Genomic DNA, 24741 nt, shown 5'->3' on the forward strand with positions numbered 1-24741 from the left:
ATGACATTTTCATTTGATACAGCAGCAGCTCAAGGCGCAGTTATTAAGGTAATTGGTGTCGGTGGTGGTGGTGGTAACGCCATCAACCGCATGGTTGACGAAGGTGTTGCTGGTGTAGAATTTATCGCAGCCAACACTGATGTACAAGCCCTTAGCAGTACGAAAGCAGAAACAGTTATCCAACTTGGTCCAAAATTGACTCGTGGTTTGGGTGCTGGAGGGCGTCCGGAAGTTGGACGTAAAGCTGCAGAAGAAAGTGAAGAAGCTTTGACGGAAGCTATCACTGGAGCAGACATGGTCTTTATCACTGCTGGTATGGGTGGTGGATCTGGTACAGGTGCAGCCCCTGTCATTGCACGTATCGCTAAAGATCTTGGTGCTCTTACAGTTGGTGTCGTGACACGTCCTTTCGGATTTGAAGGAAGCAAACGTGGCCAGTACGCTGTAGAAGGAATCAACGAACTTCGCGAGCATGTTGATACTTTGTTGATTATCTCTAACAACAACTTGCTTGAAATCGTTGATAAGAAAACGCCACTTCTTGAAGCTCTTAGCGAAGCAGATAACGTTCTTCGCCAAGGTGTTCAAGGGATTACTGACTTGATCACGAACCCAGGATTGATTAACCTTGACTTTGCTGACGTGAAAACTGTAATGGCCAACAAAGGGAATGCCCTTATGGGTATCGGTATCGGTAGTGGTGAAGAACGCGTTGTTGAAGCGGCTCGTAAAGCAATTTACTCTCCACTTCTTGAAACAACTATCGATGGTGCTGAGGATGTCATCGTCAACGTTACTGGTGGTCTTGATTTGACCTTGATTGAAGCAGAAGAAGCTTCAGAAATCGTCAACCAAGCAGCTGGCCAAGGTGTAAACATCTGGCTTGGAACATCAATTGACGAAAGCATGAAGGATGAAATCCGTGTTACTGTTGTAGCGACAGGTGTTCGTCAAGAGCGAGTGGAAAAAGTAGTTGGAGCTCGTAACAACCAACCAGTTGGACGTCCATCAACTAAAGCGCCACAAGCACACACATTTGACCGTCAATTCGACTTGGAAGAAACAGCAGAATTGCCTAAATCAAGCCCACGTCGTTTTGAAACAAACCAAGCGTCTGCTTTTGGAGACTGGGACTTGCGTCGTGAGTCAATTGTTCGCCAAACAGATCCAGTTGTTTCACCGGTAGAACGCTTCGAAACACCAGTTTCACAAGATGAAGATGAATTGGATACACCTCCATTCTTCAAAAACCGTTAATCAATGAATTTGAAAAAAAATACTGAATTAGTTTTTCAGCAAATAGCTGATGCTAGTCAAGAAGCCAACCGTGCTCTAGATGCTGTTTCAGTAATCGCAGTGACAAAGTATGTAGATGTACAAACAGCGGAAGCCTTGCTTCCGCTTGGTGTCCGTCATATAGGTGAAAATCGAGTCGATAAATTTTTAGAAAAATATCAGGCCTTGAAAGATTACCCAGTTACTTGGCATTTAATAGGAACACTACAGAGACGGAAAGTGAAAGAAGTAATCCCATATGTGGATTACTTTCATGCTTTAGATTCCCTTAAGTTAGCCCAGGAAATTCAAAAGAGAACAGATCATGTTATCAAGTGTTTCTTGCAGGTCAATATTTCTGGGGAAGAAAGCAAGCATGGGTTTTCAAAAGAAGAATTGCTAGAACTTTTGCCAGAATTGGCTAAGTTAGATCAGATTGAGTATGTTGGTTTAATGACCATGGCTCCTTTTGAGGCAGACAGTGATGAATTGAAAGAAATTTTCAAGGATACGCAGGCTCTGCAAGCAGAAATTAGAGAAAAACAAATCCCTAATATGCCGATGACAGAGCTAAGCATGGGAATGAGTCGTGATTTTAAAGAAGCGATTCAGTTCGGCTCAACCTTTGTTCGAATCGGTACAGCATTTTTTAAATAGGAGAGAGCTATGTCTTTAAAAGATAGATTCGATAAATTTATAGATTATTTTACAGAAGACGGAGAAGAAACGACTAACTACCAGACTCAACAAGAGGAAACAGTTAGCCCAGCCATCTCATCTTCTAAAGAATTACCAGCACCTGCTCAGTCAGGATCAGCAAAAGATGCAAATATTACTCGTCTTCATGCGCGTCAGCAAGAATTGGCAATGCAAAGCCATCGTTCAGATGAGAAAGTGACAATTGACGTTCGCTATCCAAGAAAATATGAAGATGCAACTGAAATTGTAGATTTGTTAGCTGGAAATGAAAGTATTTTGATTGATTTCCAATATATGACAGAAGTACAAGCCCGTCGTTGTCTTGATTACTTAGATGGAGCCCGTCATGTCTTGGCTGGAAACATGAAAAAAGTTGCGAGTACGATGTATCTATTGACGCCTGTCAACGTTGTCGTGAATATTGAAGATATCAAGCTTCCAGATGAATCACAAAGCGCTGAGTTTGGTTTTGATATTAAACGAAATAGAGCAAGATAATGATTTTCTTAATTCGTTTAATCCAAAATGCGGTCAGCATTTATTCCATCATTCTCGTTGCATTTGCTCTTCTTTCATGGTTTCCAAATGCCTATGAAAGCCAGCTAGGTCGCCTAGTTATCAGACTTGCTCGTCCAGTTATTGAGCCCCTTCGTAAGCTCAATCTACAATTTGCTGGCCTTGATTTTACGGTTTGGGCAGCGCTGATTCTGATTCAGTTTGTTGGAAATCTCTTAACACGACTAGTCCTATTACTATGACAGCAAATCGAGCCATTTATCAGCATTTTTCCCAAGATGATATTCCCTTTATTGATAAGGGATTAGAGTGGATCAAGCGGGTGGAAGATACCTATGCGCCGGTACTTACTCCTTTTATCAATCCCCATCAGGAACAGATTTTGAGGGTACTAGCTGGGACATATGGACTGGGTTGCCAAAGTAGTGGTGATTTTCTTCCGACAGAGTCGGTTCGAGTTCTTCTCTATCCAGATTACTTTGAACCGGAGATATCAGACTTTGAAATGGCCTTGTTGGAAATTTGCTATCCGAGTAAGTTTGAGCAACTGAGTCATGGAAGAATATTGGGAACAATTATCAACCAACTAGGAATTGACCGTAAATTATTTGGTGATATCTTGGTAGATGAAAAGAGAGCACAGATTTTTGTCAATCGTGATTTCATTCCTCTTTTTCAGGATGGAATAAGAAAGATTGGCAGACTTCCTGTATCGCTGGAGGAATGTCCTTTTACCGATAGGATTTTGTCTAAAATTGATTATAGAGAACGAGAAATTTTAGTTTCGAGTTTTCGATTGGATGCCCTCTTATCAAGTGCCTTGAAATTATCTAGAAACCAAGCTAGTCAACTGATAGAGAAAAAATCTGTCCAGGTGAACTATCATCTGGTTGAAAAAAGTGATTACCAGGTTGCAGTTGGAGATTTGATCAGTGTGAGAAAGTTTGGTCGTCTAAAAATTGTCAAAGACAATGGTCAGACCAAAAAGGATAAGAAAAAACTAACAGTCCGGCTACTTTTAAGCAAGTGAGAAAAAATATGTCAATTACACCACAAGAAATAAGTGATAAAGCTTTCTCAAGAACATTCAGAGGCTACAATCAGGAAGAAGTTGACCTCTTTCTAGATAAGATTTACTTTGAATTAGAGGAGATGATTCGATATAAAGATGAAACTGAACTCTATATCAAAAAACTAGAAGAACGTCTTTCCTATTATACGAATGATATTCCTAAGAGAACAGTAACAAGCGAGCAAGAACCAGAAGCAATTAATGATTCTATTTTTTATTAAGTAAGTGAGGAAAACTATGCCAATTACATCGTTAGAAATTAAAGATAAAACCTTTGGCACAAGATTTAGAGGTTTTGACCCAGAAGAAGTAGACGAGTTTCTTGATATCGTTGTTCGTGATTATGAAGACTTGGTTCGTAGCAATCACGATAAAGAGACACACATCAAGAGTTTGGAAGAACGTTTGTCTTACTTTGATGAGATGAAGGATTCCTTGAGTCAGTCAGTTTTGATTGCCCAAGATACAGCTGAGCGTGTTAAACAAGCTGCTCAAGAACGTTCAAACAATATTATTCAACAAGCTGAACAAGATGCTCAGCGTTTGCTTGAAGAAGCGAAATACAAGGCAAATGAAATTCTCCGTCAGGCAACAGATAATGCGAAGAGAGTGGCTGTTGAGACAGAAGAGTTGAAGAACAAGAGCCGTGTATTCCATCAACGCCTCAAGTCTACGATTGAAAGTCAATTGGCTATTGTCGAGTCATCTGATTGGGAAGATATTCTTCGCCCAACAGCTACTTACCTTCAGACAAGTGATGAAGCCTTTAAAGAAGTGGTGGGTGAAGTTCTTGGTGAAACTGTATCTTTACAACCAGAGGAAGAGCCTATTGATATGACTCGTCAATTCACACCAGAAGAGGTTGCTGAATTGCAAGCTCGTATCGAGGCAGGGAACAAAGAATTAGCTGAGTTTGAAGCTCAACAAAATCAACAGACAGAAGAAAGTGACCAGCATGAAGAGTCAGTTGAAGTAGAAGCTACTGCGGCAACTGAGAACGATGCAAATAAAGAATCTGTTCTTATCCTATAAAAAATGTGAGAACAAGATCCAACCAACTATATTTTCAGCGAGCGGGAGATGGTGAGAGTCCTGCAATCCCTAGTGGTTAGATTATCCTCTCAAGCAATCCAGTCCGAAAACAGTAAGACTGGACGTTCCCCACGTTACGGGAAAAGAGGAAAAGAGACCCTGTCTTTTTTCGAACAAAGGTGGTACCACGATTTTCGTCCTTTTTGCGAATCGTGGTTTTTATTTTGTCAGTTTAAATTAAAGGAGTAACAATGAAACTTAAAGAAACCCTCAATTTAGGGAAAACAGACTTTCCTATGCGTGCTGGTCTTCCAACTAAAGAACCAGTTTGGCAAAAAGAATGGGAAGAAGCAAAACTTTACCAACGTCGTCAAGAATTGAACCAAGGAAAACCGCATTTCACCTTGCATGATGGACCTCCGTATGCAAACGGAAATATCCACGTTGGACATGCCATGAACAAGATTTCCAAAGATATTATTGTTCGTTCTAAGTCTATGTCAGGATTCTATGCACCTTACATCCCAGGTTGGGATACACATGGTTTGCCAATCGAGCAAGTCTTGGCAAAACAAGGCGTTAAACGCAAAGAAATGGACTTGGTTGAGTACTTGAAACTTTGCCGCGAGTACGCTCTTTCTCAAGTTGATAAACAACGTGAAGACTTTAAACGATTGGGTGTTTCTGGTGACTGGGAAAATCCTTATGTGACTTTGACTCCAGACTATGAAGCAGCTCAGATCCGTGTCTTTGGTGAGATGGCTAAAAAAGGCTATATCTACCGTGGTGCCAAGCCAGTTTACTGGTCATGGTCTTCTGAGTCAGCCCTTGCTGAAGCGGAAATTGAGTACCATGACTTGCTTTCAACTTCTCTTTACTATGCTAACCGCGTCAAAGACGGAAAAGGTGTCCTAGATACAGATACTTACATCGTAGTTTGGACCACTACACCATTTACCATTACAGCCTCTCGTGGTTTGACAGTTGGAGCAGATATTGATTATGTATTGGTACAACCAGCTGGTGAATCTCGTAAGTTTGTAGTTGCTTCAGAATTATTGAATAGTCTTTCTGAGAAATTTGGTTGGGCGGATGTTCAAGTCTTGGCGACTTACCGTGGTCAAGAATTGAACCACATTGTGACAGTCCACCCATGGGATACGGCTGTAGATGAGTTGGTAATCCTGGGTGACCACGTTACGACTGACTCTGGTACAGGTATCGTCCATACAGCCCCTGGTTTTGGTGAGGACGACTACAATGTTGGTGTTGCCAACGGCCTTGAAGTTGCTGTAACAGTTAACGAACGCGGTATTATGATGGAAAATGCTGGTCCTGAATTTGCGGGTCAGTTCTATGACAAGGTTGTGCCGACTGTTATCGAAAAACTGGGCGATTTGCTCCTTGCTCAAGAAGAAATCTCTCACTCATACCCATTTGACTGGCGTACCAAGAAACCAATCATCTGGCGTGCTGTTCCACAGTGGTTTGCCTCTGTATCTAAATTCCGCCAAGAAATCTTGGATGAAATTGAAAAAGTGAAGTTCCACTCAGAATGGGGTAAAGTTCGTCTTTACAATATGATTCGTGACCGTGGCGACTGGGTTATCTCTCGTCAACGTGCTTGGGGAGTTCCCCTTCCTATCTTCTATGCTGAAGACGGAACGCCAATCATGACTGCTGAGACTATTGAACATGTAGCTCAACTCTTTGAGGAACACGGTTCTATCATCTGGTGGGAACGTGATGCTAAGGACCTCTTGCCAGAAGGATTTACTCATCCAGGTTCACCAAATGGCGAGTTCAAGAAAGAAACAGATATCATGGACGTATGGTTTGACTCAGGTTCATCATGGAATGGAGTAGTGGTCAACCGTCCAGAACTCAAATATCCAGCAGATCTATACCTTGAAGGTTCTGACCAGTACCGTGGTTGGTTCAACTCATCACTTATCACATCTGTTGCTAACCATGGCGTTGCTCCTTACAAACAAATCTTGTCACAAGGTTTTGCCCTTGATGGTAAAGGTGAGAAGATGTCTAAATCTCTTGGAAATACCATTGCTCCAAGTGATGTTGAAAAACAATTTGGTGCGGAAATCTTGCGTCTCTGGGTAACAAGTGTGGACTCAAGCAATGACGTGCGTATCTCTATGGATATCTTGAGCCAAGTCTCTGAAACTTACCGTAAGATCCGTAACACTCTTCGTTTCTTGATTGCCAACACATCTGACTTTAACCCAGCTCAAGACGCAGTAGCTTACGATGAGCTTCGTTCTGTTGACAAGTACATGACCATCCGCTTTAACCAGCTTGTGAAAACGATTCGTGATGCTTATGCCAACTTTGAATTCTTGACAATCTACAAGGCCTTGGTGAACTTCATCAACGTTGATTTGTCAGCCTTCTACCTTGACTTCGCTAAAGACGTTGTTTACATCGAAGGTGCCAAATCACTCGAACGCCGTCAAATGCAGACTGTGTTCTATGACGTTCTTGTCAAAATCACCAAACTCTTGACACCAATCCTTCCTCACACTGCAGAAGAAATCTGGTCATATCTTGAGTTTGAAGCTGAAGAATTTGTTCAATTGTCAGAATTGCCAGAAGCAGAAACTTTTGCCAACCAAGAAGAAATCTTGGATACATGGTCAGCCTTCATGGATTTCCGTGGACAAGCTCAAAAAGCCTTGGAAGAAGCGCGTAATGCAAAAGTTATCGGTAAATCACTCGAAGCACACTTGACAGTTTATCCAAATGAAGTGGTGAAAACTCTTCTTGGAGCAGTGGATAGCAATGTAGCTCAACTTTTGATCGTGTCAGAATTGAACATCGCTGAAGGTACAGCTCCAGAAGGCGCAGTTAGCTTTGAGGATGTTGCCTTTACAGTTGAACGCGCTGCAGGTGAAGTTTGTGACCGTTGCCGTCGTATCGACCCAACTACTGCAGAACGCAGCTACCACGCAGTTATCTGTGACCACTGTGCAAGCATCGTAGAAGAAAACTTTGCGGATGCAGTTGCAGAAGGATTTGAAGCCAAATAATCAGATTAGAAATATGTCTTCTCATAGTTTAAGATGAGAGGAAAGGTAAAAGAGAGAAAGTCATTTCTCTCTTTTTTGCTGGAAAAAGTTTAGAACAAAGATGCAGAAATCTAATAATTTTGGAGTTCGTTTTAAATTGATTTTTTGAGATTTTTTAAAAAGAGGAGTCGTTTTTCGGTACTTTTCAAAAGCATGTGTTGCTTCTAAAAATCGCGACAAATAATTTGAATAATCAAGTGAAATCAGGTAGAATAGAAAGGATTGAATAATATATTGAAGAGGAAATTTTGAGAATGAAACATCAATTTTATGGAGAAAAACGACAGCGTTTCTCTTTCCGAAAGTTGTCCGTTGGGCTCGTTTCGGCGACTATTGGAAGCTTCTTTTTGAATGGGCAAATGGCTGGGGGCTTGACTTCTGTGAAAGCAGCAGAAATTCAAAGTCAGCAGTCTGCTCAGGTTAAATACCACTACGTAGTGGAGTCTGAATTGACGGAGGTAGAGAAGAGTGCCTTGATCAGGGAGATTCCAAAGTATGTTGAGGATGCTTCAGAGACCTATTACTTAGTTTATCGTCCGACTACTCATGTGGATTCGTCTGGAGTATTGCCTAAGACAGGTCACTCCGGCCTTTGGGAATCAACTTTTACAGCGATGGGTCTTGCATTACTAGTGCTTGTAGTTGTTAGAGGCAGAAATGGGAAGAGGTATTTATCTTCGCTCTTGTTGGTAACTGGAATGGGATCCATGCTGCTATCTCCAACAGTCTTAGCAGTGACGAATATCGAACTTGCAGCATATAATCAAAGTCTTAACTTGGGTCTTGGAGATGCACTGCCAGCGCCATTGAAAATTGATGGTTACGATTATATCGGTTACTTAAAGAATGAAGAACAAAATGATAGTCATTTAGCTCCTTCTGCTCTGAAAGAAAATCCGGCACTTGACTTGGAGAAAGAGAAGGAAAGAGATCTAAAACCAAGTGAAACAAATCTAGATATGAAAGAGATTGTTTCGGATAAGGGGGATGATTTAACTGAGGAAGAAAGAGAAGCTATAGCTGCTAAGGAGAGAGAGTCTGCTCGTCTAAGCACCGTTTATGACTTGCCAGAGCTAAAAATTAGCGAGCAGGAGTCAGTTCATGAACTTCCTTATCAGACAAAATACCAATATACCGATGAATTGGCTCAAGGGCAATCAAAAGTTATACAATCAGGTGTTCGAGGTCAACGTACAGTTGTGACTCGTCATTATCATGAGAATCAAGAAATCGTAAAAAGCGAAATGATTTCTGATCAAGTGACGCTTGAACCTGTTTCTGAAATTATTTTAGTTGGAACAGCTCCAACTAACTCGATACCAAAAGAAACTCCAGTTCACGAAGTTCCGAAATTGTCAGAATATGGCACAACTCCAGAAACAGCACCAGTTCACGAGCGTTGAAAAAATCAACTTTAGCATTCGTGAAGAAGAAACCGATGAGCTTGTTCGAGATGCCCGCCAAATTGCAACTCCGGGTGTCCAAGGCGAACGAACTATCAAGACTCGAGTCTACAGTTCCAATGGTCAGGAAATCGACCGCCAAGAGTTATCTAATGAAGAAACTTTGGCGCCCGTAACACAGATCGTCAAAGTCGGAACTGCTAAACCAAGCATGGTACCAAATGATGCACCGAAAGCAGACGCTTTAGAGGAGTTCGATTTAATTTCACTGCATAATCTCTTGGCAGAAGCGGATCAGATTAAAGCTCAGGCCCGTTATTTCAACGATAGTCAGAGTCATCAAGCTAACTATGATGCTGCTTTGACGGCTGGTCAAGCGATTCTGAGCCAATCCCAAGCCAGCCAAGCAGAAGTCAACCAACTGGTGGAACAAATCAATCAAGCCAAGGCTCAATTAAGTGGTCTTGAGGTTGTCAAAACTGCTCTTCAGACTGAGTACGATTTAAATCCAAGAGTTAAAACTTCGGTTAAATATAAGAATGCGGATTCAGAAAAGCAGACAGCTTATACTGACGAATTGACCAAGGCAGAGGGAGTTTTGAACAATCAGACTGCTACACAAGTACAGGTCAACCAAGCTCTTGTTAGCTTGACAGCAGCCAAAGAAGCTCTAAATGGAGTGCCTAAAGTCAAGCCGACTGTTTCCATTCTAAGTCTGACTGAGAATGCTGATGATAAGTCGGTGACAGTCCAATATAGATTGGAAGACCAGACCAAATCCTTCCGTTCAGCGACTGCAGAATTGTACCAGGGAGATCAGCTGGTTCGCACTCTTCCGATTACTAACTTTGCTGGTAGCTTGAAGATTGGCGACCTAGACTATTACACAGGCTACACTCTAAAAACCAAGTTGACTTATGAACTGGATAATGGCAGTTTTACTGAGTTTGAGACAGACAGTCGTAACTTTGAGTTAGAATACAAGAAGATTGCCTTCCGTGATATTGATTCTGTTGAGTTTTATCATAAAGAAAATGACCAATACAAGCGCTTTGTATCGATGAGCTCTATGCCTACGGATCTGTCTACCTACTTCGTCAAAATCAAGTCAAGCGAATCCAAGGAAATTCTCCTACCAGTTCACAGCATTTCTGAAGCAGAGAAAGATGGCAAGGCAGTCTATAAGGTTAATGTAGCCCTTCCTGAACTCGTCCAAGAAAGTGAGACAGGATACAAGTCTGGGCACGACTTTTACATCAGTAAGGCAGTCCCAAGTCAGCAAAATGTCTACACCAGCTTTGCTGGATTGGTAGACGCTATGAAGCGAAATATGGCAGGAAATTATGTGTTGGGAGCTGATTTGGATGCGAGCGAGGTCAACCTAGCTCCTGCTGATTATGTCTACCTCAAAGGGAACTTCACAGGTAGTCTGACAGGTAGTCAAAATGGTAAGCAATACGCTATTTATAATCTAGCCAAGCCTTTATTTGAAAACATGAAGAACGGGTCTTCTATTACCAATATAGACTTTAAAAATGTGAATATCGTGGGTACCTATGACTCGGCTGCGCTGGCACGCAATGCGGAAAATGCTCGAATCACAGATGTTTCTGTTCAGGGGAAAGTATCGGTAGTAGGCAACGCTTCTAACGTAGCGGGTCTAGTAGTTAATGGAACCAATACGCAAATTACCAATAGTTCCTTTACTGGTACCATCCTATCTAACAGTCAACACATCAAAGCTTATAATGTAGGTGGTTTGGTTGCAAACCTTAAAGGAGGAGAGTCTCTTCTTAGCCAAAGTAAAGCAGATGTAACGATTGTTAGTGGTGCTCGATCAAATGAACAACGTATCGGTGGTTTGGTTGGACGTCTAGAAAACAATGCTCGAATTACCAAATCTTATGTGACAGGAAAACTATATAATGCAACCACTAACGGTCAAATCGGTGGAGTGGTCGGCTCGAACTACTTTAATGGTTTGGTTGATAATGTGATCAGCAATGTCAGTGGTACAAATGTTTACAGTATTTCTGGGGATCAGGGCTATAAAAACGACCGCATTACGCAAGCATATAAAGTTGCCAAGAGTGAAACCTTGAAAAACGATCAGTTTGTTACTTCTACTATTACTCAAGAAGAAATGGAAGAAAAACTGACTGCTATGGACATCACGACTAGCCTAGATGACACGAATCTAAATATGCGTTATGTCGACTATGGTGAGGTAAACAATGCTCAATTCGACCGCGGATATTCTTATGCAAATGTGGAGAAACTGCTTCCTTTCTACAATAAAGAAACCATTGTTTCGTTTGCTAACAAGATTCCGAAAGAACATAAGTTGAACAAGGAGTACCTACTGGATGTTGTTCCGATGAAGGGTGACCAGATTATCACTGATATCCATAGCAATAAAACAGCAATCAATCGTTTGATGCTTCACTACATGGACAATACCATTGACTATCTAGAAATATCTTATCAGGGAGATTTCGTCAACCAAGGTATTGCTGAATATAGGATGAAGGGGTTAGACCTTCTTTATACTCCAGAAGCCTTTGTATCAGATTATACAAGTATTCTAAATCAAGTCCTGCCAGAGTTAAACAAAGTCGTTCTTGATTCGCCAGCTATGCGTACAGCTCTCGGAGTAGCCGCAGATACTTCTTTGGATGAACTATACTTAGATACTGCATTTACGCAGGTGAAAAGCAAGCTATCAGGTGAGCTTCGCAAAGTGCTGGCTATGGATAAGGCTATCAATACTGAAGGAGAAGTAGTTAAGGATTATCTTGTTAAGAAGATTCTGGCTGATAAAGAAGCTTTCCTATTGGGTCTGACTTACCTTAACCGTTGGTACAATATCAACTATGACAACTTTAATGTTAAGGACTTGTCGGCTTACAAGTTGGATTTCTACGGTAAGAATGACGTTTCGGTTCTTGATACAATCATTGCTTTAGGGAAATCAGGACTTGAGAATCTCAAGGCTAAGAACAACTATACAGCGTATGATAATTCACTCTCTGAAGCAACTGGCAAGCGAGGACTATTCAATTACCTTGAAGACTACCGTCAGCTCTTCCTGCCATACAAGACCAATAATGAATGGCTCAAGACCAATACAAAAGCCTACATCGTTGAGGCTAAGTCCGATGTAGCAGAAGCGAGACAGCTTCAGGATGCAGCCGAGGGCAAGAGCAAGTACTCTGTCGGTGTGTACGGCAAGATTACTGCAGATAATTGGGAACACAAGGGCATGCTCCTGCCACTCTTGACCATGACAGAGAAAGGTGTCTATGCTATCTCCAATATGTCTACCATCTCAATGGGAGCTTATGATCGCTACCGCCTGGATGCCAATAACAGAGTGCGCACAGACGCAGAACTAGTTGAATATGTCGAAGACAGAGTGAGAAAAACAGCTGAATACCAGCGCGACCATTATGATTTCTGGTATAAGATTCTCAGTCCAGAAAGCAAGGACAAGCTCTTCCGTTCGGTTCTGGTTTATGATGGATTCTCATTGGTTGACAAGAATGGTCAAAGATATTGGGCTCCAGCTAATGACAAAAAATCACAGGCTATGCAGGAATTCTTTGGACCAGCTGGCAAGTGGTATCCAAGCAAGGGCTATAATGCCTATGCTACGGGTAGTGTAACTCACTTTGATGCTGCTAAATTGTTGGAAGACTATGGTAACTCAGTCTACACGCATGAGATGACCCATAACTCTGACGGTGCAATTTACTTTGAAGGTTATGGTCGTCGTGAGGGCTTGGGTGCGGAACTCTATGCTCGTGGACTCTTGCAATCTTCGCCAAGCCCAGATGAACCAACCATTACGCTCAATACTCTCTTCAAGGTGGATAAGGATTCTAAGACACGTATGCATACCTATAATTTCAAGGAACGTGTTCAAAATGAAGCAGACCTACAACACTATGTCCATGGTATGTTTGACATGATCTACACCTTGGACTATCTAGAAGGTACTTCTATGCTGAAGCAGAGTGATGCTGCCAAGTTACAGTGGTTCAGGAAGATGGAGAATTACTATATTACAGATAAGTATGGTAAGGAGACTCACGCTGGTAACCAGACGCGAAGCTTCACTGCTGAAGAAATCAAGCAGCTGAAGACCTTTGACTCCCTGATTGAAAATGATGTGATCACTCGTCGGGAGAATAAAGAAAGTGGGAAATATGGCCGAAATGGCTACCTCAGTCTCAGCCTCTTCTCACCGATTTACTCAGCCTTGAGCAATCCAAATGGAGCACCTGGTGACGTTATGTTCCGTCGCACAGCCTATGAATTACTGGCAGCCAAGGGCTATCATGACGGATTTGTCCCTTATGTTTCTGGTCAGTACTCTCAGGAAGCTTTCGATGAAGGGAAGAAAACGTGGGACGGATGGTCTGGAAGAGATGTTGGTCTAGTGACGGATCAGAAAGTCTTGGAAAATGTATTCAAAGGCGAATATGATTCCTGGGTAGCCTTCAAGAAAGCTATGTACCAAGAGCGGATTGATCAGCTGACCAAGCTGAAGCCAATTACCATTGAGTACGAGCTTAAAAATCCAAACAGTACCAAGAAAGTAACCATTCGTTCTTATGCAGAGATGCAGCAGTTGATGGACGCAGCCGTGGCAGAGGACGTACGTAACATTACCAATGCTACTAGCCGTGTCGAAGCTAGCTGGGTTAACCTGCTCAAGAAGAAGATTTACAACGCTTATATTCGTGAGACAGACGACTTCAGACAGTCTATTTTCAAGAAATAAGGAAACGATTCTGTTTGATTAAAATTTGAAAAATTCCTAGGTTTAAGGCTACCTAGGAATTTTTTCTGTGATTTCTCCCTGATCTTGTTTGTGCATTCAAGACCTGATAAGATAAGGATTTTGAAAGCGCAAATGAACTGAAAAGATTAGCAGTTTTTTGTGGCTATTATTTATAGCAAATAAATTGAATAATCTAGTAAATTTCGGTAGAATAGAGGGGATTCAAATCATGATGAAGGAAAGATTAGGAATGAAAAGAAGTTATTTAGGAGAAAAGCACCAGCGTTTTTCATTGAGAAAAGTTTCGGTTGGTTTGGTTTCTGCTTTGGTAGGGGGTTTCTACCTTTTTAGTGGAGGAGGTTCTCTTGCAAATGTAGCAGCCAGTGAACAGACGCCATCCGTCACAAAACAGATTCACTATAAGTACGTGACAGAGAGTGAGCTCACGGACCAAGAAAAGCAGTTGGTAGTCAAAGAATTGCCACAGTTTGCTGAGGAAACAGATGATACTTACTATTTGATTTATCGTCCGACGAGACAGCTGCCTGCAACTGGTCACAGCCAACTTATTAGCTCAATTGCAGCAGGGGCAGGCATTGTGCTACTGGTCGTAGCGATTAAACTGGGTAGAGATGATCGCAAGAAACTTGCTTCATTCATGCTTTTGACCAGTCTAGGAAGTCAGCTGATTGCGCCAACTTCCTTGGCTTTGACAAATCAAATGCTGGCAGACTATAATCAGGAATTGACTGTACAGGTCGGGGAAACATTGCAATCCCCACTTACGATTGAAGGCTACCAATATGTAGGCTATTTGAAATCTCAAAAAGAAGTAAACTCTCCAGTTGATGGCAAGAAAGAGTTGAATCATTCGGCTCCTATTGATACTCCAGTTCAAACTTCAAACGGAAGCCAAGCGCAGGAAGAGTATCGTGCTCAGAAACCAAGTGAAGCTCCTGTCTTTGAACAACCAGAGTTAAAGGTTGATAGTAAAGAAACGAGTCGTACAGAGATTATTCCTTTCCAAGTGGAGGAAGTAGAGGCAGCTGATTTGCCGCAAGGTCAAACTGAGGTGATTCAGGCAGGGAAAAATGGTAGTCGTACCATCGTGACCCGCAGCTACCTTTTAAATGGTCAGGTGATCCATACAGAGGAGGTTTCCAATCAGGTAACGACTGAGCCGACTTCTGAGATTAGAAAAGTCGGAAGCAAGGTCCCTTCTCCTACAAAACCAAGCCCAGGGGAGTCTGTTAGTGACAAACCAACAAACGCTCCAGTGCACGAAGTTCCGAGCTTAAACGTCGAAGAAAAGGATGTTACCACGACGGTAGCAGAACCCTACACTCGAGAACGAGTGCGACGCTGACGTGGTTTGAATTTGATTTTCGAAGAGTATAAGCATTTTACTGAAATTTTAGCAGGTAGTTTAGGATGTCAAATGACATTCCCTATCAAAAATGATAAAATAAGAAAAAATAATCCGAGAATCGAGGAAGAAAGATGCAAGAAAAGATTTTGGTAACTGGTGGTGCTGGATTTATCGGAACCCACACTGTTATTGAGTTGATCCAAGCAGGTCATCAAGTGGTTGTGGTGGATAATCTTGTCAATAGCAATCGTAAAAGTTTAGAAGTTGTTGAAAGAATCACAGGAGTTGAGATTCCTTTTTATGAGGCAGATATCCGTGACACAGATACACTCAGAGATATTTTCAAGCAGGAAGAACCGACTGGTGTCATTCACTTTGCGGGTTTGAAGGCTGTTGGTGAATCAACCCGTATCCCTCTTACCTACTATGACAACAATATCGCAGGAACTGTCAGCCTTCTAAAAGCCATGGAAGAAAATAACTGTAAGAACATCATCTTCAGTTCTTCGGCGACAGTTTACGGAGATCCTCACACTGTTCCAATCTTAGAAGATTTCCCACTTTCAGTGACCAATCCATACGGTCGTACCAAGCTTATGCTAGAGGAAATTCTGACCGATATCTACAAGGCAGACTCAGAATGGAATGTGGTCTTGCTGCGTTACTTCAACCCAATCGGAGCACATGAGAGCGGTGACTTGGGAGAAAATCCTAACGGAATTCCAAACAATCTCTTGCCTTATGTTTCACAAGTAGCAGTGGGCAAACTAGAACAAGTACAAGTGTTTGGAGATGATTACGATACAGAAGATGGAACCGGTGTTCGTGACTATATCCACGTCGTAGACCTAGCTAAAGGTCACGTTGCAGCTTTGAAAAAGCTTCAAAAAGGTTCAGGTCTTAATGTTTATAACCTTGGAACTGGTAAAGGTTACTCCGTTCTTGAAATTATCCAAAACATGGAAAAAGCAGTGGGACGTCCTATTCCTTACCGCATCGTAGAACGCCGCCCAGGTGATATAGCTACCTGCTACTCAGACCCAGCAAAAGCCAAAGCAGAACTGGGCTGGAAAGCAGAACTCGACATCGCCCAAATGTGTGAAGACGCATGGCGTTGGCAAAGCAAGCATCCAAATGGATTTGAAGACTAAGATGATGATTTCAATCATTGTCCCATGTCTAAACGAAGAGGAAGTACTTCCTCTTTTTTATCAGTCTGTGGAAGCTCTGCTTCCTGACTTGGGAGCAGAGGTCGAATATGTCTTTGTAGACGATGGCTCAAGCGATGGGACTTTAGAGCTTTTAAAGACCTATCGGGAGCAAAATCCTGCGGTCCGTTATGTCTCATTCTCACGAAATTTTGGGAAAGAGTCAGCCTTATACGCAGGCTTGCAGCATGCAACTGGAGACTTGGTGGTCGTGATGGATGCAGACCTTCAGGATCCTCCTAGTATGCTACTTGAGATGAAGGCCTTACTAGACCAGAATGCAGACTTAGACTGTGTTGGGACACGGAGAACTAGTCGGGAGGGAGAACCCTTTTTCCGTAGTCTCTGTGCGAACCTCTTTTACCGCCTCATGCAAAAAATTAGCCCAGTAGCCTTGCCCTCAGGTGTCCGTGATTTTCGCATGATGAGAAGGTCTGTAGTAGATGCTATTTTAACCCTGACCGAATCCAATCGTTTTTCTAAAGGACTCTTTGCCTGGGTGGGTTTTAAAACGCACTATCTGGACTATCCAAACGTTGAACGACAGGCTGGCAAGACCAGTTGGAGTTTTAGACAACTCTTTTTCTACTCGATTGAAGGGATTCTTAACTTTTCAGATTTTCCCTTGAGTATAGCTTTTGTAGCGGGACTCCTATCTTGTTTTCTTTCTTTTGTGATGACTGTTTTTGTAGTGTTTCGGACTCTTATTCTGGGAAATCCGACATCTGGTTGGACGTCTTTGATGGCTGTCATTCTCTTTCTTGGAGGGATTCAACTCCTGACGATTGGGATTCTCGGTAAGTATATTAGTAAGATTTATCTAGAAACCAAAAAAAGACCACTCTATCTCGTCAAAGAAAAAAGTGACCTTTCTGTTATTGAAGGAAAAAATAACCAAAAAAGACTATAATTTTACCTAGAAATATGCTAAACTAGTAAGTGTGGGAAAAATGAGAAAAAATCAATTATATTTATTCCCTGCTTCCTACGATGGATCTTTTAGAAGTGCTCTTGTAGGACAATTTTTGATGGCCTCCAGAACATCGCTGGTCTCAGCGATTTCTCTTTGCAATTCAACTGGATCATCGTAAAATCGAACGATTCCATTATCATGGTAATCAAAGAGTTCAGAATAGGTTTGGCAAAGCCCGCAGGCAATGCACCGTTCGGGTATAAGTGTGACTTTCATATTTATATTGTAATAAGAAAATGTAAAAAAAACAAGGAGTAAGGTATGGAAAAAGAACCGTGGCAAGAAGATATTTACGAAAACAATGAGGAAGAAACAAGATCAGAGCGTCGACACCGGAAACAAAAAGGGAAAGGCGTTGTTGCGAATCGTGTCTTAACGGTTCTAGCCAGCCTCTTCTTTGTAATCGTTGTAGCGATGGTAGTTGTATTGATTTACCTATCAACCGGAGGAAGCAATCGTACTTCATCTTTGAAGGACTTCTATGATGCATCGTCTCCTTCTACAAGTTCAAGTTCTAAAGTGGAAGCATCATCATCTTCAAGTAGCAAGGTAGAGGAAACATCTTCTTCTGAATCAACACCTTCAGAAAGCAGTTCGGAAGAACATGCAGAGGGTGAAGGAACACTTACAGTACAGCCTGGAGAGGGAGAGGCAGCTCTTGCTCAGCGTGCAGGGATTTCCATTGCCCAGCTAGAGGCTCTAAATCCTTCTCACATGTCATCTGGATCTTGGTTTGCCAATCCAGGTGATGTGATTAAGACAAGATAGGAGTCGGTCATGAAGACAATTCAAATTGCTATCGATGGTCCAGCTTCGAGTGGCAAGAGTACGGTCGCAAAGATTGTCGCTAAGGATTTTGGTTATACTTATCTCGATACAGGTGCTATGTACCGTGCTGCGACTTATATAGCGCTCAAACACCAGTTGAATGCAGGAAATGTAGACCAACTTCTTGAGCTTCTTAACCAACACCCCATTAGTTTTGGTCGTTCAGAAACAGGTGAGCAACTTGTTTTTGTAGGGGATGTTGATATTACGCATCCGATTCGTGAAAATGAAGTGACCAACCAGGTTTCAAGCATTGCGGCTATTCCAGAAGTGCGTGAGAAACTGGTCTCTCTCCAACAGAAGATTGCCCAGCAAGGTGGTATTGTCATGGATGGACGTGATATCGGGACAGTTGTTTTACCACAAGCTGAACTCAAGATTTTCCTAGTAGCATCTGTTGAAGAAAGAGCAGAGCGTCGTTACAAGGAAAATATTGCTAAAGGTATTGAGACGGACCTGGAAACTCTGAAAGAAGAGATTGCGGCACGTGATTACAAAGATAGTCATCGTGAAACCTCACCTCTCAAACAAGCAGAAGACGCAGTTTACCTCGACACAACTGGATTGAGTATCCAAGAAGTAGTCGAAAAAATCGAATCAGAAGCAAAAAAATATATGTCCTAGGGACGAGAGGAGCAGGCTAAATGAAGCCTGCTCCTTTTCTCTCTTTTGCGCGCGTTTCAAAACAGCCTTTTTGGGAGAATTTTGATAAAATAGTAGTATCAATAAAAAGGACGGAAGCATGACAAAGAAAATCATAGCCATTTGGGCCCAAGATGAAAAAGGTGTGATTGGGAAGGAAGATCGTCTCCCTTGGCATTTGCCAGCAGAGTTGCAACATTTTAAGGAAACAACTTTAAATCATGCTATACTGATGGGGCGAGTGACCTTTGATGGCATGGGACGTCGTCTGCTTCCAAAACGTCAAACCCTGATTTTAACGCGCAATAGCGAAGAAGTCATAGATGGGGCACTCGTATTTCAAGATGTGAAATCTGTTTTAGCGTGGTATCAGAGTCAGGAAAAAAATCTCTACATCCTTGGCGGAAAGCAGATTTTTCAGGCTTTTGAGCCCTATTTAGATGAAATCATTGTGACACAGATTCATGCTCAGGTGGAGGGAGACACCTATTTCCCTGAGGATTTTGACTTGTCTCTTTTTGAGACAGTCGCAAGTAAATCCTATACCCGAGATGAGAAAAATGACTATGATTTTACCATCCAATACCGAAAGAGAAAGGAAGTCTAATGGAGCGCAGTATATTTGGATTTTTTACAGCCTTTTTGTGCGTAATCTGTATTTTGGCGGGAGCACAGGCTTTTCGTAAGAAGCGCTATGGACTGTCTGCCTTACTCTGGTTGAATGCTTTTACCAATCTGGTAAACAGTGTCCACGCTTTTTATATGACCTTATTTTAGATAGAATGATAAATTAGAATGGAAGGAACTCATGCCTACAAATAGGAAAAATGATATGATGGTTTATTGCTCATTTTGTGGCAAAAGCCAAGAAGAAGTAAAGAAAATAATCGCTGGGAACAACGCCTTTATCTGTAATGAATGTGTGGAGTTGGCCCAGGAAATTATTCGGGAGGAGTTGGCCGAGGAAGTTTTGGCAGACTTGTCTGAAGTACCAAAACCAATCGAGCTCCTCCATATCTTGAACCACTATGTGATTGGTCAGGATCGTGCCAAACGTGCCTTGGCAGTGGCAGTTTACAACCACTACAAACGCATCAATTTCCACGATACGCGTGAAGAGTCAGAAGATGTGGATTTGCAGAAGTCAAACATTTTGATGATTGGCCCAACTGGTTCTGGGAAAACTTTCTTGGCCCAGACCTTGGCTAAGAGCTTGAACGTGCCTTTTGCTATCGCAGATGCGACAGCTCTGACTGAGGCTGGTTATGTAGGTGAGGACGTGGAAAACATCCTCCTCAAACTCTTGCAGGCTGCTGACTTTAACATCGAACGTGCAGAACGTGGGATTATCTACGTGGATGAAATTGACAAAATTGCCAAGAAGAGCGAGAATGTGTCTATCACACGTGACGTTTCTGGTGAAGGAGTGCAACAAGCCCTTCTCAAGATTATCGAGGGAACTGTCGCTAGCGTACCGCCTCAAGGTGGACGCAAACACCCGCAACAAGAGATGATTCAGGTAGATACCAAGAATATCCTCTTCATCGTGGGTGGTGCTTTTGATGGCATCGAAGAAATCGTTAAACAACGTCTGGGTGAAAAAGTTATCGGTTTCGGCCAAAATAATAAAGCGATTGATGAAAACAGCTCTTACATGCAAGAAATCATCGCGGAAGATATTCAAAAATTCGGTATTATTCCAGAGTTGATTGGACGTTTGCCAGTCTTTGCAGCTCTTGAGCAATTAACAGTCGATGACTTGGTTCGCATCTTGAAAGAGCCAAGAAACGCCTTGGTCAAACAATACCAAACCTTGCTTTCTTATTATGATGTTGAATTGGAATTTGACGATGAAGCCCTTCAGGAAATCGCCAATAAGGCTATTGAACGCAAAACTGGTGCGCGTGGTCTTCGCTCAATCATCGAAGAAACCATGCTAGACGTTATGTTTGAAGTGCCAAGTCAAGAAAATGTGAAATTGGTCCGCATCACCAAAGAAGCTGTCGATGGAACGGAAAAACCCATCCTAGAAACAGCCTAGAGGTGACTATGGAAATCAATACACACAATGCTGAAATCCTGCTCAGTGCGGCAAACAAGTCCCACTATCCGCAGGATGACCTGCCAGAGATCGCCCTTGCAGGGCGTTCAAATGTCGGTAAATCTAGCTTTATCAACACCATGCTCAACCGCAAGAATCTTGCCCGTACATCAGGGAAACCTGGGAAGACCCAGTTGCTCAACTTCTTTAACATTGATGACAAGATGCGTTTTGTGGATGTACCAGGTTATGGCTATGCCCGCGTTTCTAAAAAGGAACGTGAAAAATGGGGGCGCATGATTGAGGAGTATTTGACCACTCGGGAAAATCTCCGTGCCGTGGTCAGTCTGGTGGATCTCCGCCACGACCCGTCAGCAGATGATGTGCAGATGTACGAATTTCTCAAGTATTATGAGATTCCGGTTATCATCGTTGCGACCAAGGCAGACAAGATTCCTCGTGGTAAGTGGAATAAGCACGAATCAGCAATCAAAAAGAAATTAAACTTTGACCCCAGTGACGACTTCATCCTCTTTTCATCTGTCAGCAAGGCAGGGATGGATCAGGCTTGGGACGCAATATTAGAAAAATTGTGAGGGAAAGAAATGGCAAAAACAATTCATACAGACAAAGCTCCAAAAGCAATCGGACCTTATGTTCAAGGGAAAATCGTTGGCAATCTTTTGTTTGCTAGCGGTCAAGTTCCCCTATCTCCTGAAACTGGAGAAATTGTAGGAGAAACGATCCAAGAACAGACAGAACAAGTCTTGAAAAATATCGGCGCTATTTTGGCTGAAGCAGGAACAGACTTTGACCATGTTGTCAAAACAACTTGTTTCTTGAGCGATATGAATGACTTTGTTCCTTTTAACGAGGTTTACCAGACTGCCTTTAAAGAGGAATTTCCAGCTCGTTCAGCTGTAGAGGTTGCACGTCTTCCTCGTGATGTAAAAGTCGAAATTGAAGTGATCGCAGAGATTGGATAAGCTAGTTGAAGTTTGGCTCTGCCAAACTTTTTTTGATATAAGGAGAGATAGATGACAAAGAAACAACTTCACCTGGTGATTGTGACAGGTATGAGTGGTGCAGGGAAAACAGTAGCCATTCAGTCCTTCGAGGATTTGGGATATTTCACTATTGACAATATGCCACCAGCCCTCTTGCCAAAGTTTTTGCAGTTGGTAGAGACCAAGGATGATGACCACAAACTGGCCTTGGTAGTCGATATGCGGAGCCGTTCCTTCTTTTCAGAGATTCAGGCTGTTTTGGATGAATTGGAAAACCAAGACGATTTGGACTTCAAAATTCTCTTTTTAGACGCAGCAGATAAGGAATTGGTGGCACGCTATAAGGAAACTAGACGAAGTCACCCTCTAGCTGCTGATGGTCGGATTTTGGACGGCATCAAGCTGGAACGTGAACTTTTAGCACCTTTGAAAAACATGAGTCAAAATGTGGTGGATACGACAGAACTCACTCCGCGTGAACTGCGTAAAACCATTGCTGAGCAATTTTCAGACCAAGAACAAGCCCAGTCTTTCCGTATCGAGGTCATGTCTTTTGGCTTTAAATATGGAATCCCAATCGATGCAGATTTGGTCTTTGATGTCCGTTTCTTGCCAAATCCCTACTACCTCCCTGAACTCCGGAATCAGACAGGTGAGGATCAAGCAGTTTATGACTATGTGATGAATCATGAAGAGTCTGAAAGTTTCTATCAGCACTTACTCGCCTTGATTGAACCCATTTTGCCAAGTTACAAAAAAGAAGGCAAGTCTGTTTTAACCATTGCAGTAGGGTGTACAGGTGGACAACACCGTAGTGTTGCCTTTGCCAAACGCATAGCTGAGGACCTTGCTAAAAACTGGCCTGTCAATGAAAGCCATCGTGACAAAGACAGAAGAAAGGAAACGGTAAACCGTTCATGAGAAAACCAAAGATAACGGTAATTGGTGGAGGAACTGGTATCCCCGTCATTTTGAAAAGCTTGCGAGAAAAGGATGTTGAGATCGCAGCCATCGTAACGGTAGCTGATGATGGTGGATCTTCTGGTGAACTAAGAAAGAATATCCAACAGCTGACACCACCAGGTGATCTTCGCAATGTTCTGGTAGCCATGTCGGATATGCCTAAATTTTATGAGAAGGTTTTTCAGTACCGTTTCTCAGAAGAGGCTGGAGCTTTTGCGGGTCATCCACTGGGGAATATCATCATAGCAGGGCTCTCTGAAATGCAAGGATCTACCTACAATGCTATGCAACTACTCAGTAAGTTCTTTCACACAACAGGAAAAATCTACCCCTCAAGCGATCAGCCTTTGACACTGCATGCAGTCTTTAAAGACGGTTCTGAGGTGGCAGGTGAGAGCCACATTGCAGATCATCCAGGCATGATCGATCATGTCTATGTGACCAATACCTTGGATGATGAAACACCGCAAGCTAGCCGTCGAGTAGTCAATACCATTCTCGAGAGTGATATGATTGTCTTGGGGCCTGGTTCTCTCTTTACATCGATTTTGCCCAATATTGTCATTGAGGAGATTGGGCAGGCTCTCTTGGAGACTAAGGCTGAGATCGCCTATGTCTGCAATATCATGACCCAGCGTGGGGAAACAGAGTACTTTTCAGACAGTGACCACGTAGAAGTCCTCCATCGACACTTAGGTCGGCCATTTATTGATACGGTCTTGGTTAATATCGAGAAGGTTCCTAGAGAATACATGGATACCAACCGTTTTGATGAATATTTGGTTCAGGTAGAGCATGACTTTGCTGGTCTTTGTAAGCAGGTTCCTCGTGTGATTTCATCCAACTTCCTTCGTTTGGAAAATGGAGGAGCCTTCCATGATGGCGATTTGATTGTAGACGAATTGATGCGCATTATACAGGTGAGAAAATGAGTTTCACAGTAGCAGTAAAAGAAGAAATTCTTGGTCAACACCATCTCAGTCGTTATGAACTATCGGCCATTATCAAGATGTCTGGTAGCATCGGTCTCTCGACTTCTGGCCTGACCTTGTCTGTTGTGACTGAAAATGCCAAGTTGGCTCGGCATCTCTATGAGTCCTTTCTCCATTTTTATGAGATTAAGTCTGAGATTCGACACCATCAGAGAAGCAATCTTCGTAAGAATCGTGTCTATACGGTCTATACAGATGAGAGGGTGCAGGAGCTTTTAGCTGATTTGCGACTTGCGGATTCCTTCTTTGGTTTGGAGACAGGCATTGATCCTGATATTTTAGCAGATGAAGAAGCAGGTCGTTCCTACTTATGTGGGGCCTTTCTTGCAAATGGTAGTATTCGCGATCCGGAGTCTGGCAAATACCAGTTGGAGATCAGTTCCGTTTATCTGGACCATGCCCAAGGACTGGCCTCTCTCCTCCAGCAATTTTTACTGGATGCCAAGGTTATTGAGCGAAAGAAAGGTGCAGTCACCTATCTCCAACGTGCAGAGGACATCATGGATTTCTTGATCGTAATTGGGGCTATGCAGGCGCGTGATAATTTTGAGCGCGTCAAGATTTTGCGTGAAACCCGTAATGATCTCAATCGGGCTAATAATGCCGAGACAGCTAATATTGCTCGAACGGTTTCTGCTAGTATGAAGACCATCAATAATATCAGTAAAATCAAAGATAGAATGGGTTTGGAAAATTTACCCGTGGATTTGCAAGAGGTAGCACAGTTGCGGATTCAGCATCCAGACTACTCTATCCAGCAGTTGGCAGATAGTCTGAGCAATCCCCTAACCAAAAGTGGCGTCAATCACAGACTTAGAAAAATAAACAAGATAGCAGATGAACTATAAAACC

General features: G+C 42.5%; 21 protein-coding genes, 1 pseudogene and 1 other annotated feature. All 22 genes and pseudogenes read left to right on the plus strand.

The features are described 5' to 3' along the window. The 22 genes and pseudogenes from V470_02610 (at position 1) to V470_02805 (ending at position 24737) form a co-directional block, all read left to right on the plus strand. A complete protein-coding gene (locus tag V470_02610; protein AHZ47331.1) occupies positions 1-1257 on the plus strand; it encodes a cell division protein FtsZ in 1257 nt (418 codons plus the stop codon). Positions 1258-1260: 3 nt separating this feature from the next. Then, positions 1261-1932, plus strand: coding sequence for a cell division protein (locus V470_02615; protein ID AHZ47332.1), 672 nt, complete (start codon positions 1261-1263; stop codon positions 1930-1932). A gap of 9 nt (positions 1933-1941) precedes the next feature. After that, complete coding sequence (locus V470_02620) at positions 1942-2472, plus strand: cell division protein SepF (GenBank protein ID AHZ47333.1); 531 nt, start codon at positions 1942-1944, stop codon at positions 2470-2472. Continuing rightward, complete coding sequence (locus V470_02625; protein ID AHZ47334.1) at positions 2472-2732, plus strand: membrane protein; 261 nt, start codon at positions 2472-2474, stop codon at positions 2730-2732. Before V470_02620 ends, V470_02625 begins: the two co-directional genes overlap by 1 nt. Further along, the gene (locus V470_02630) at positions 2729-3520 is read left to right on the plus strand and encodes an RNA-binding protein (protein AHZ47335.1); all 792 of its coding nucleotides are present in this window, start codon (positions 2729-2731) and stop codon (positions 3518-3520) included. The genes V470_02625 and V470_02630 overlap by 4 nt, the downstream gene beginning before the upstream one ends. A gap of 8 nt (positions 3521-3528) precedes the next feature. Then, a complete protein-coding gene (locus tag V470_02635) occupies positions 3529-3783 on the plus strand; it encodes a cell division protein (protein ID AHZ47336.1) in 255 nt (84 codons plus the stop codon). 16 nt (positions 3784-3799) lie between these two features. Then, positions 3800-4594, plus strand: a complete 795-nt coding sequence (locus tag V470_02640) for a cell division protein DivIVA (GenBank protein ID AHZ47337.1) — start codon at positions 3800-3802, stop codon at positions 4592-4594. Further along, positions 4593-4799: a sequence feature (T-box leader), on the plus strand. (Overlaps the previous gene by 2 nt.) A gap of 46 nt (positions 4800-4845) precedes the next feature. Continuing rightward, a complete protein-coding gene (gene ileS / locus V470_02645) occupies positions 4846-7638 on the plus strand; it encodes an isoleucine--tRNA ligase (GenBank protein ID AHZ47338.1) in 2793 nt (930 codons plus the stop codon). 293 nt (positions 7639-7931) lie between these two features. Then, positions 7932-13866, plus strand: a pseudogene (locus tag V470_10580) (peptidase M26). 250 nt (positions 13867-14116) lie between these two features. Further along, complete coding sequence (locus tag V470_10585) at positions 14117-15232, plus strand: hypothetical protein (GenBank protein AJZ74446.1); 1116 nt, start codon at positions 14117-14119, stop codon at positions 15230-15232. Positions 15233-15366: 134 nt separating this feature from the next. Continuing rightward, positions 15367-16386 (plus strand): UDP-galactose-4-epimerase, encoded by a 1020-nt coding sequence (locus V470_02745; protein ID AHZ47357.1) that lies wholly within the window; start codon positions 15367-15369, stop codon positions 16384-16386. Between the two features lies 1 nt (position 16387). Continuing rightward, positions 16388-17353, plus strand: a complete 966-nt coding sequence (locus tag V470_02750) for a bactoprenol glucosyl transferase (protein AHZ47358.1) — start codon at positions 16388-16390, stop codon at positions 17351-17353. 324 nt (positions 17354-17677) lie between these two features. Next, positions 17678-18184, plus strand: coding sequence for a 30S ribosomal protein S15 (locus V470_02755; GenBank protein ID AHZ47359.1), 507 nt, complete (start codon positions 17678-17680; stop codon positions 18182-18184). A gap of 9 nt (positions 18185-18193) precedes the next feature. Further along, positions 18194-18868, plus strand: a complete 675-nt coding sequence (locus V470_02760) for a cytidylate kinase (GenBank protein AHZ47360.1) — start codon at positions 18194-18196, stop codon at positions 18866-18868. Positions 18869-18986: 118 nt separating this feature from the next. Further along, positions 18987-19493: a dihydrofolate reductase gene (locus V470_02770; protein AHZ47361.1), complete on the plus strand. Its 507-nt coding sequence runs from the start codon at positions 18987-18989 to the stop codon at positions 19491-19493. Next, positions 19493-19663 carry a membrane protein gene (locus tag V470_02775; protein AHZ47362.1) on the plus strand — a complete coding sequence of 57 codons (171 nt, stop codon included), beginning with the start codon at positions 19493-19495 and terminating at the stop codon, positions 19661-19663. The genes V470_02770 and V470_02775 overlap by 1 nt, the downstream gene beginning before the upstream one ends. Positions 19664-19694: 31 nt before the next feature. Then, the gene (locus V470_02780) at positions 19695-20927 is read left to right on the plus strand and encodes an ATP-dependent protease (GenBank protein AHZ47363.1); all 1233 of its coding nucleotides are present in this window, start codon (positions 19695-19697) and stop codon (positions 20925-20927) included. Between the two features lie 8 nt (positions 20928-20935). After that, on the plus strand, positions 20936-21523 hold the full coding sequence (gene engB, locus V470_02785; GenBank protein AHZ47364.1) for a GTP-binding protein: 588 nt from the start codon (positions 20936-20938) through the stop codon (positions 21521-21523). A gap of 9 nt (positions 21524-21532) precedes the next feature. Next, complete coding sequence (locus V470_02790) at positions 21533-21913, plus strand: regulator (GenBank protein ID AHZ47365.1); 381 nt, start codon at positions 21533-21535, stop codon at positions 21911-21913. Between the two features lie 51 nt (positions 21914-21964). Continuing rightward, positions 21965-22855, plus strand: a complete 891-nt coding sequence (locus V470_02795) for an ATPase P (protein AHZ47366.1) — start codon at positions 21965-21967, stop codon at positions 22853-22855. Further along, entirely contained in the window at positions 22852-23829 is a 978-nt protein-coding gene (locus V470_02800) for a hypothetical protein (GenBank protein ID AHZ47367.1), read from the plus strand. Before V470_02795 ends, V470_02800 begins: the two co-directional genes overlap by 4 nt. Next, positions 23826-24737: a sporulation protein gene (locus tag V470_02805; GenBank protein AHZ47368.1), complete on the plus strand. Its 912-nt coding sequence runs from the start codon at positions 23826-23828 to the stop codon at positions 24735-24737. Before V470_02800 ends, V470_02805 begins: the two co-directional genes overlap by 4 nt. Positions 24738-24741: the final 4 nt, after the last annotated feature.

The sequence above is a fragment of the Streptococcus sp. VT 162 genome (genome assembly GCA_000688775.2).
GTDB lineage: Bacteria > Bacillota > Bacilli > Lactobacillales > Streptococcaceae > Streptococcus.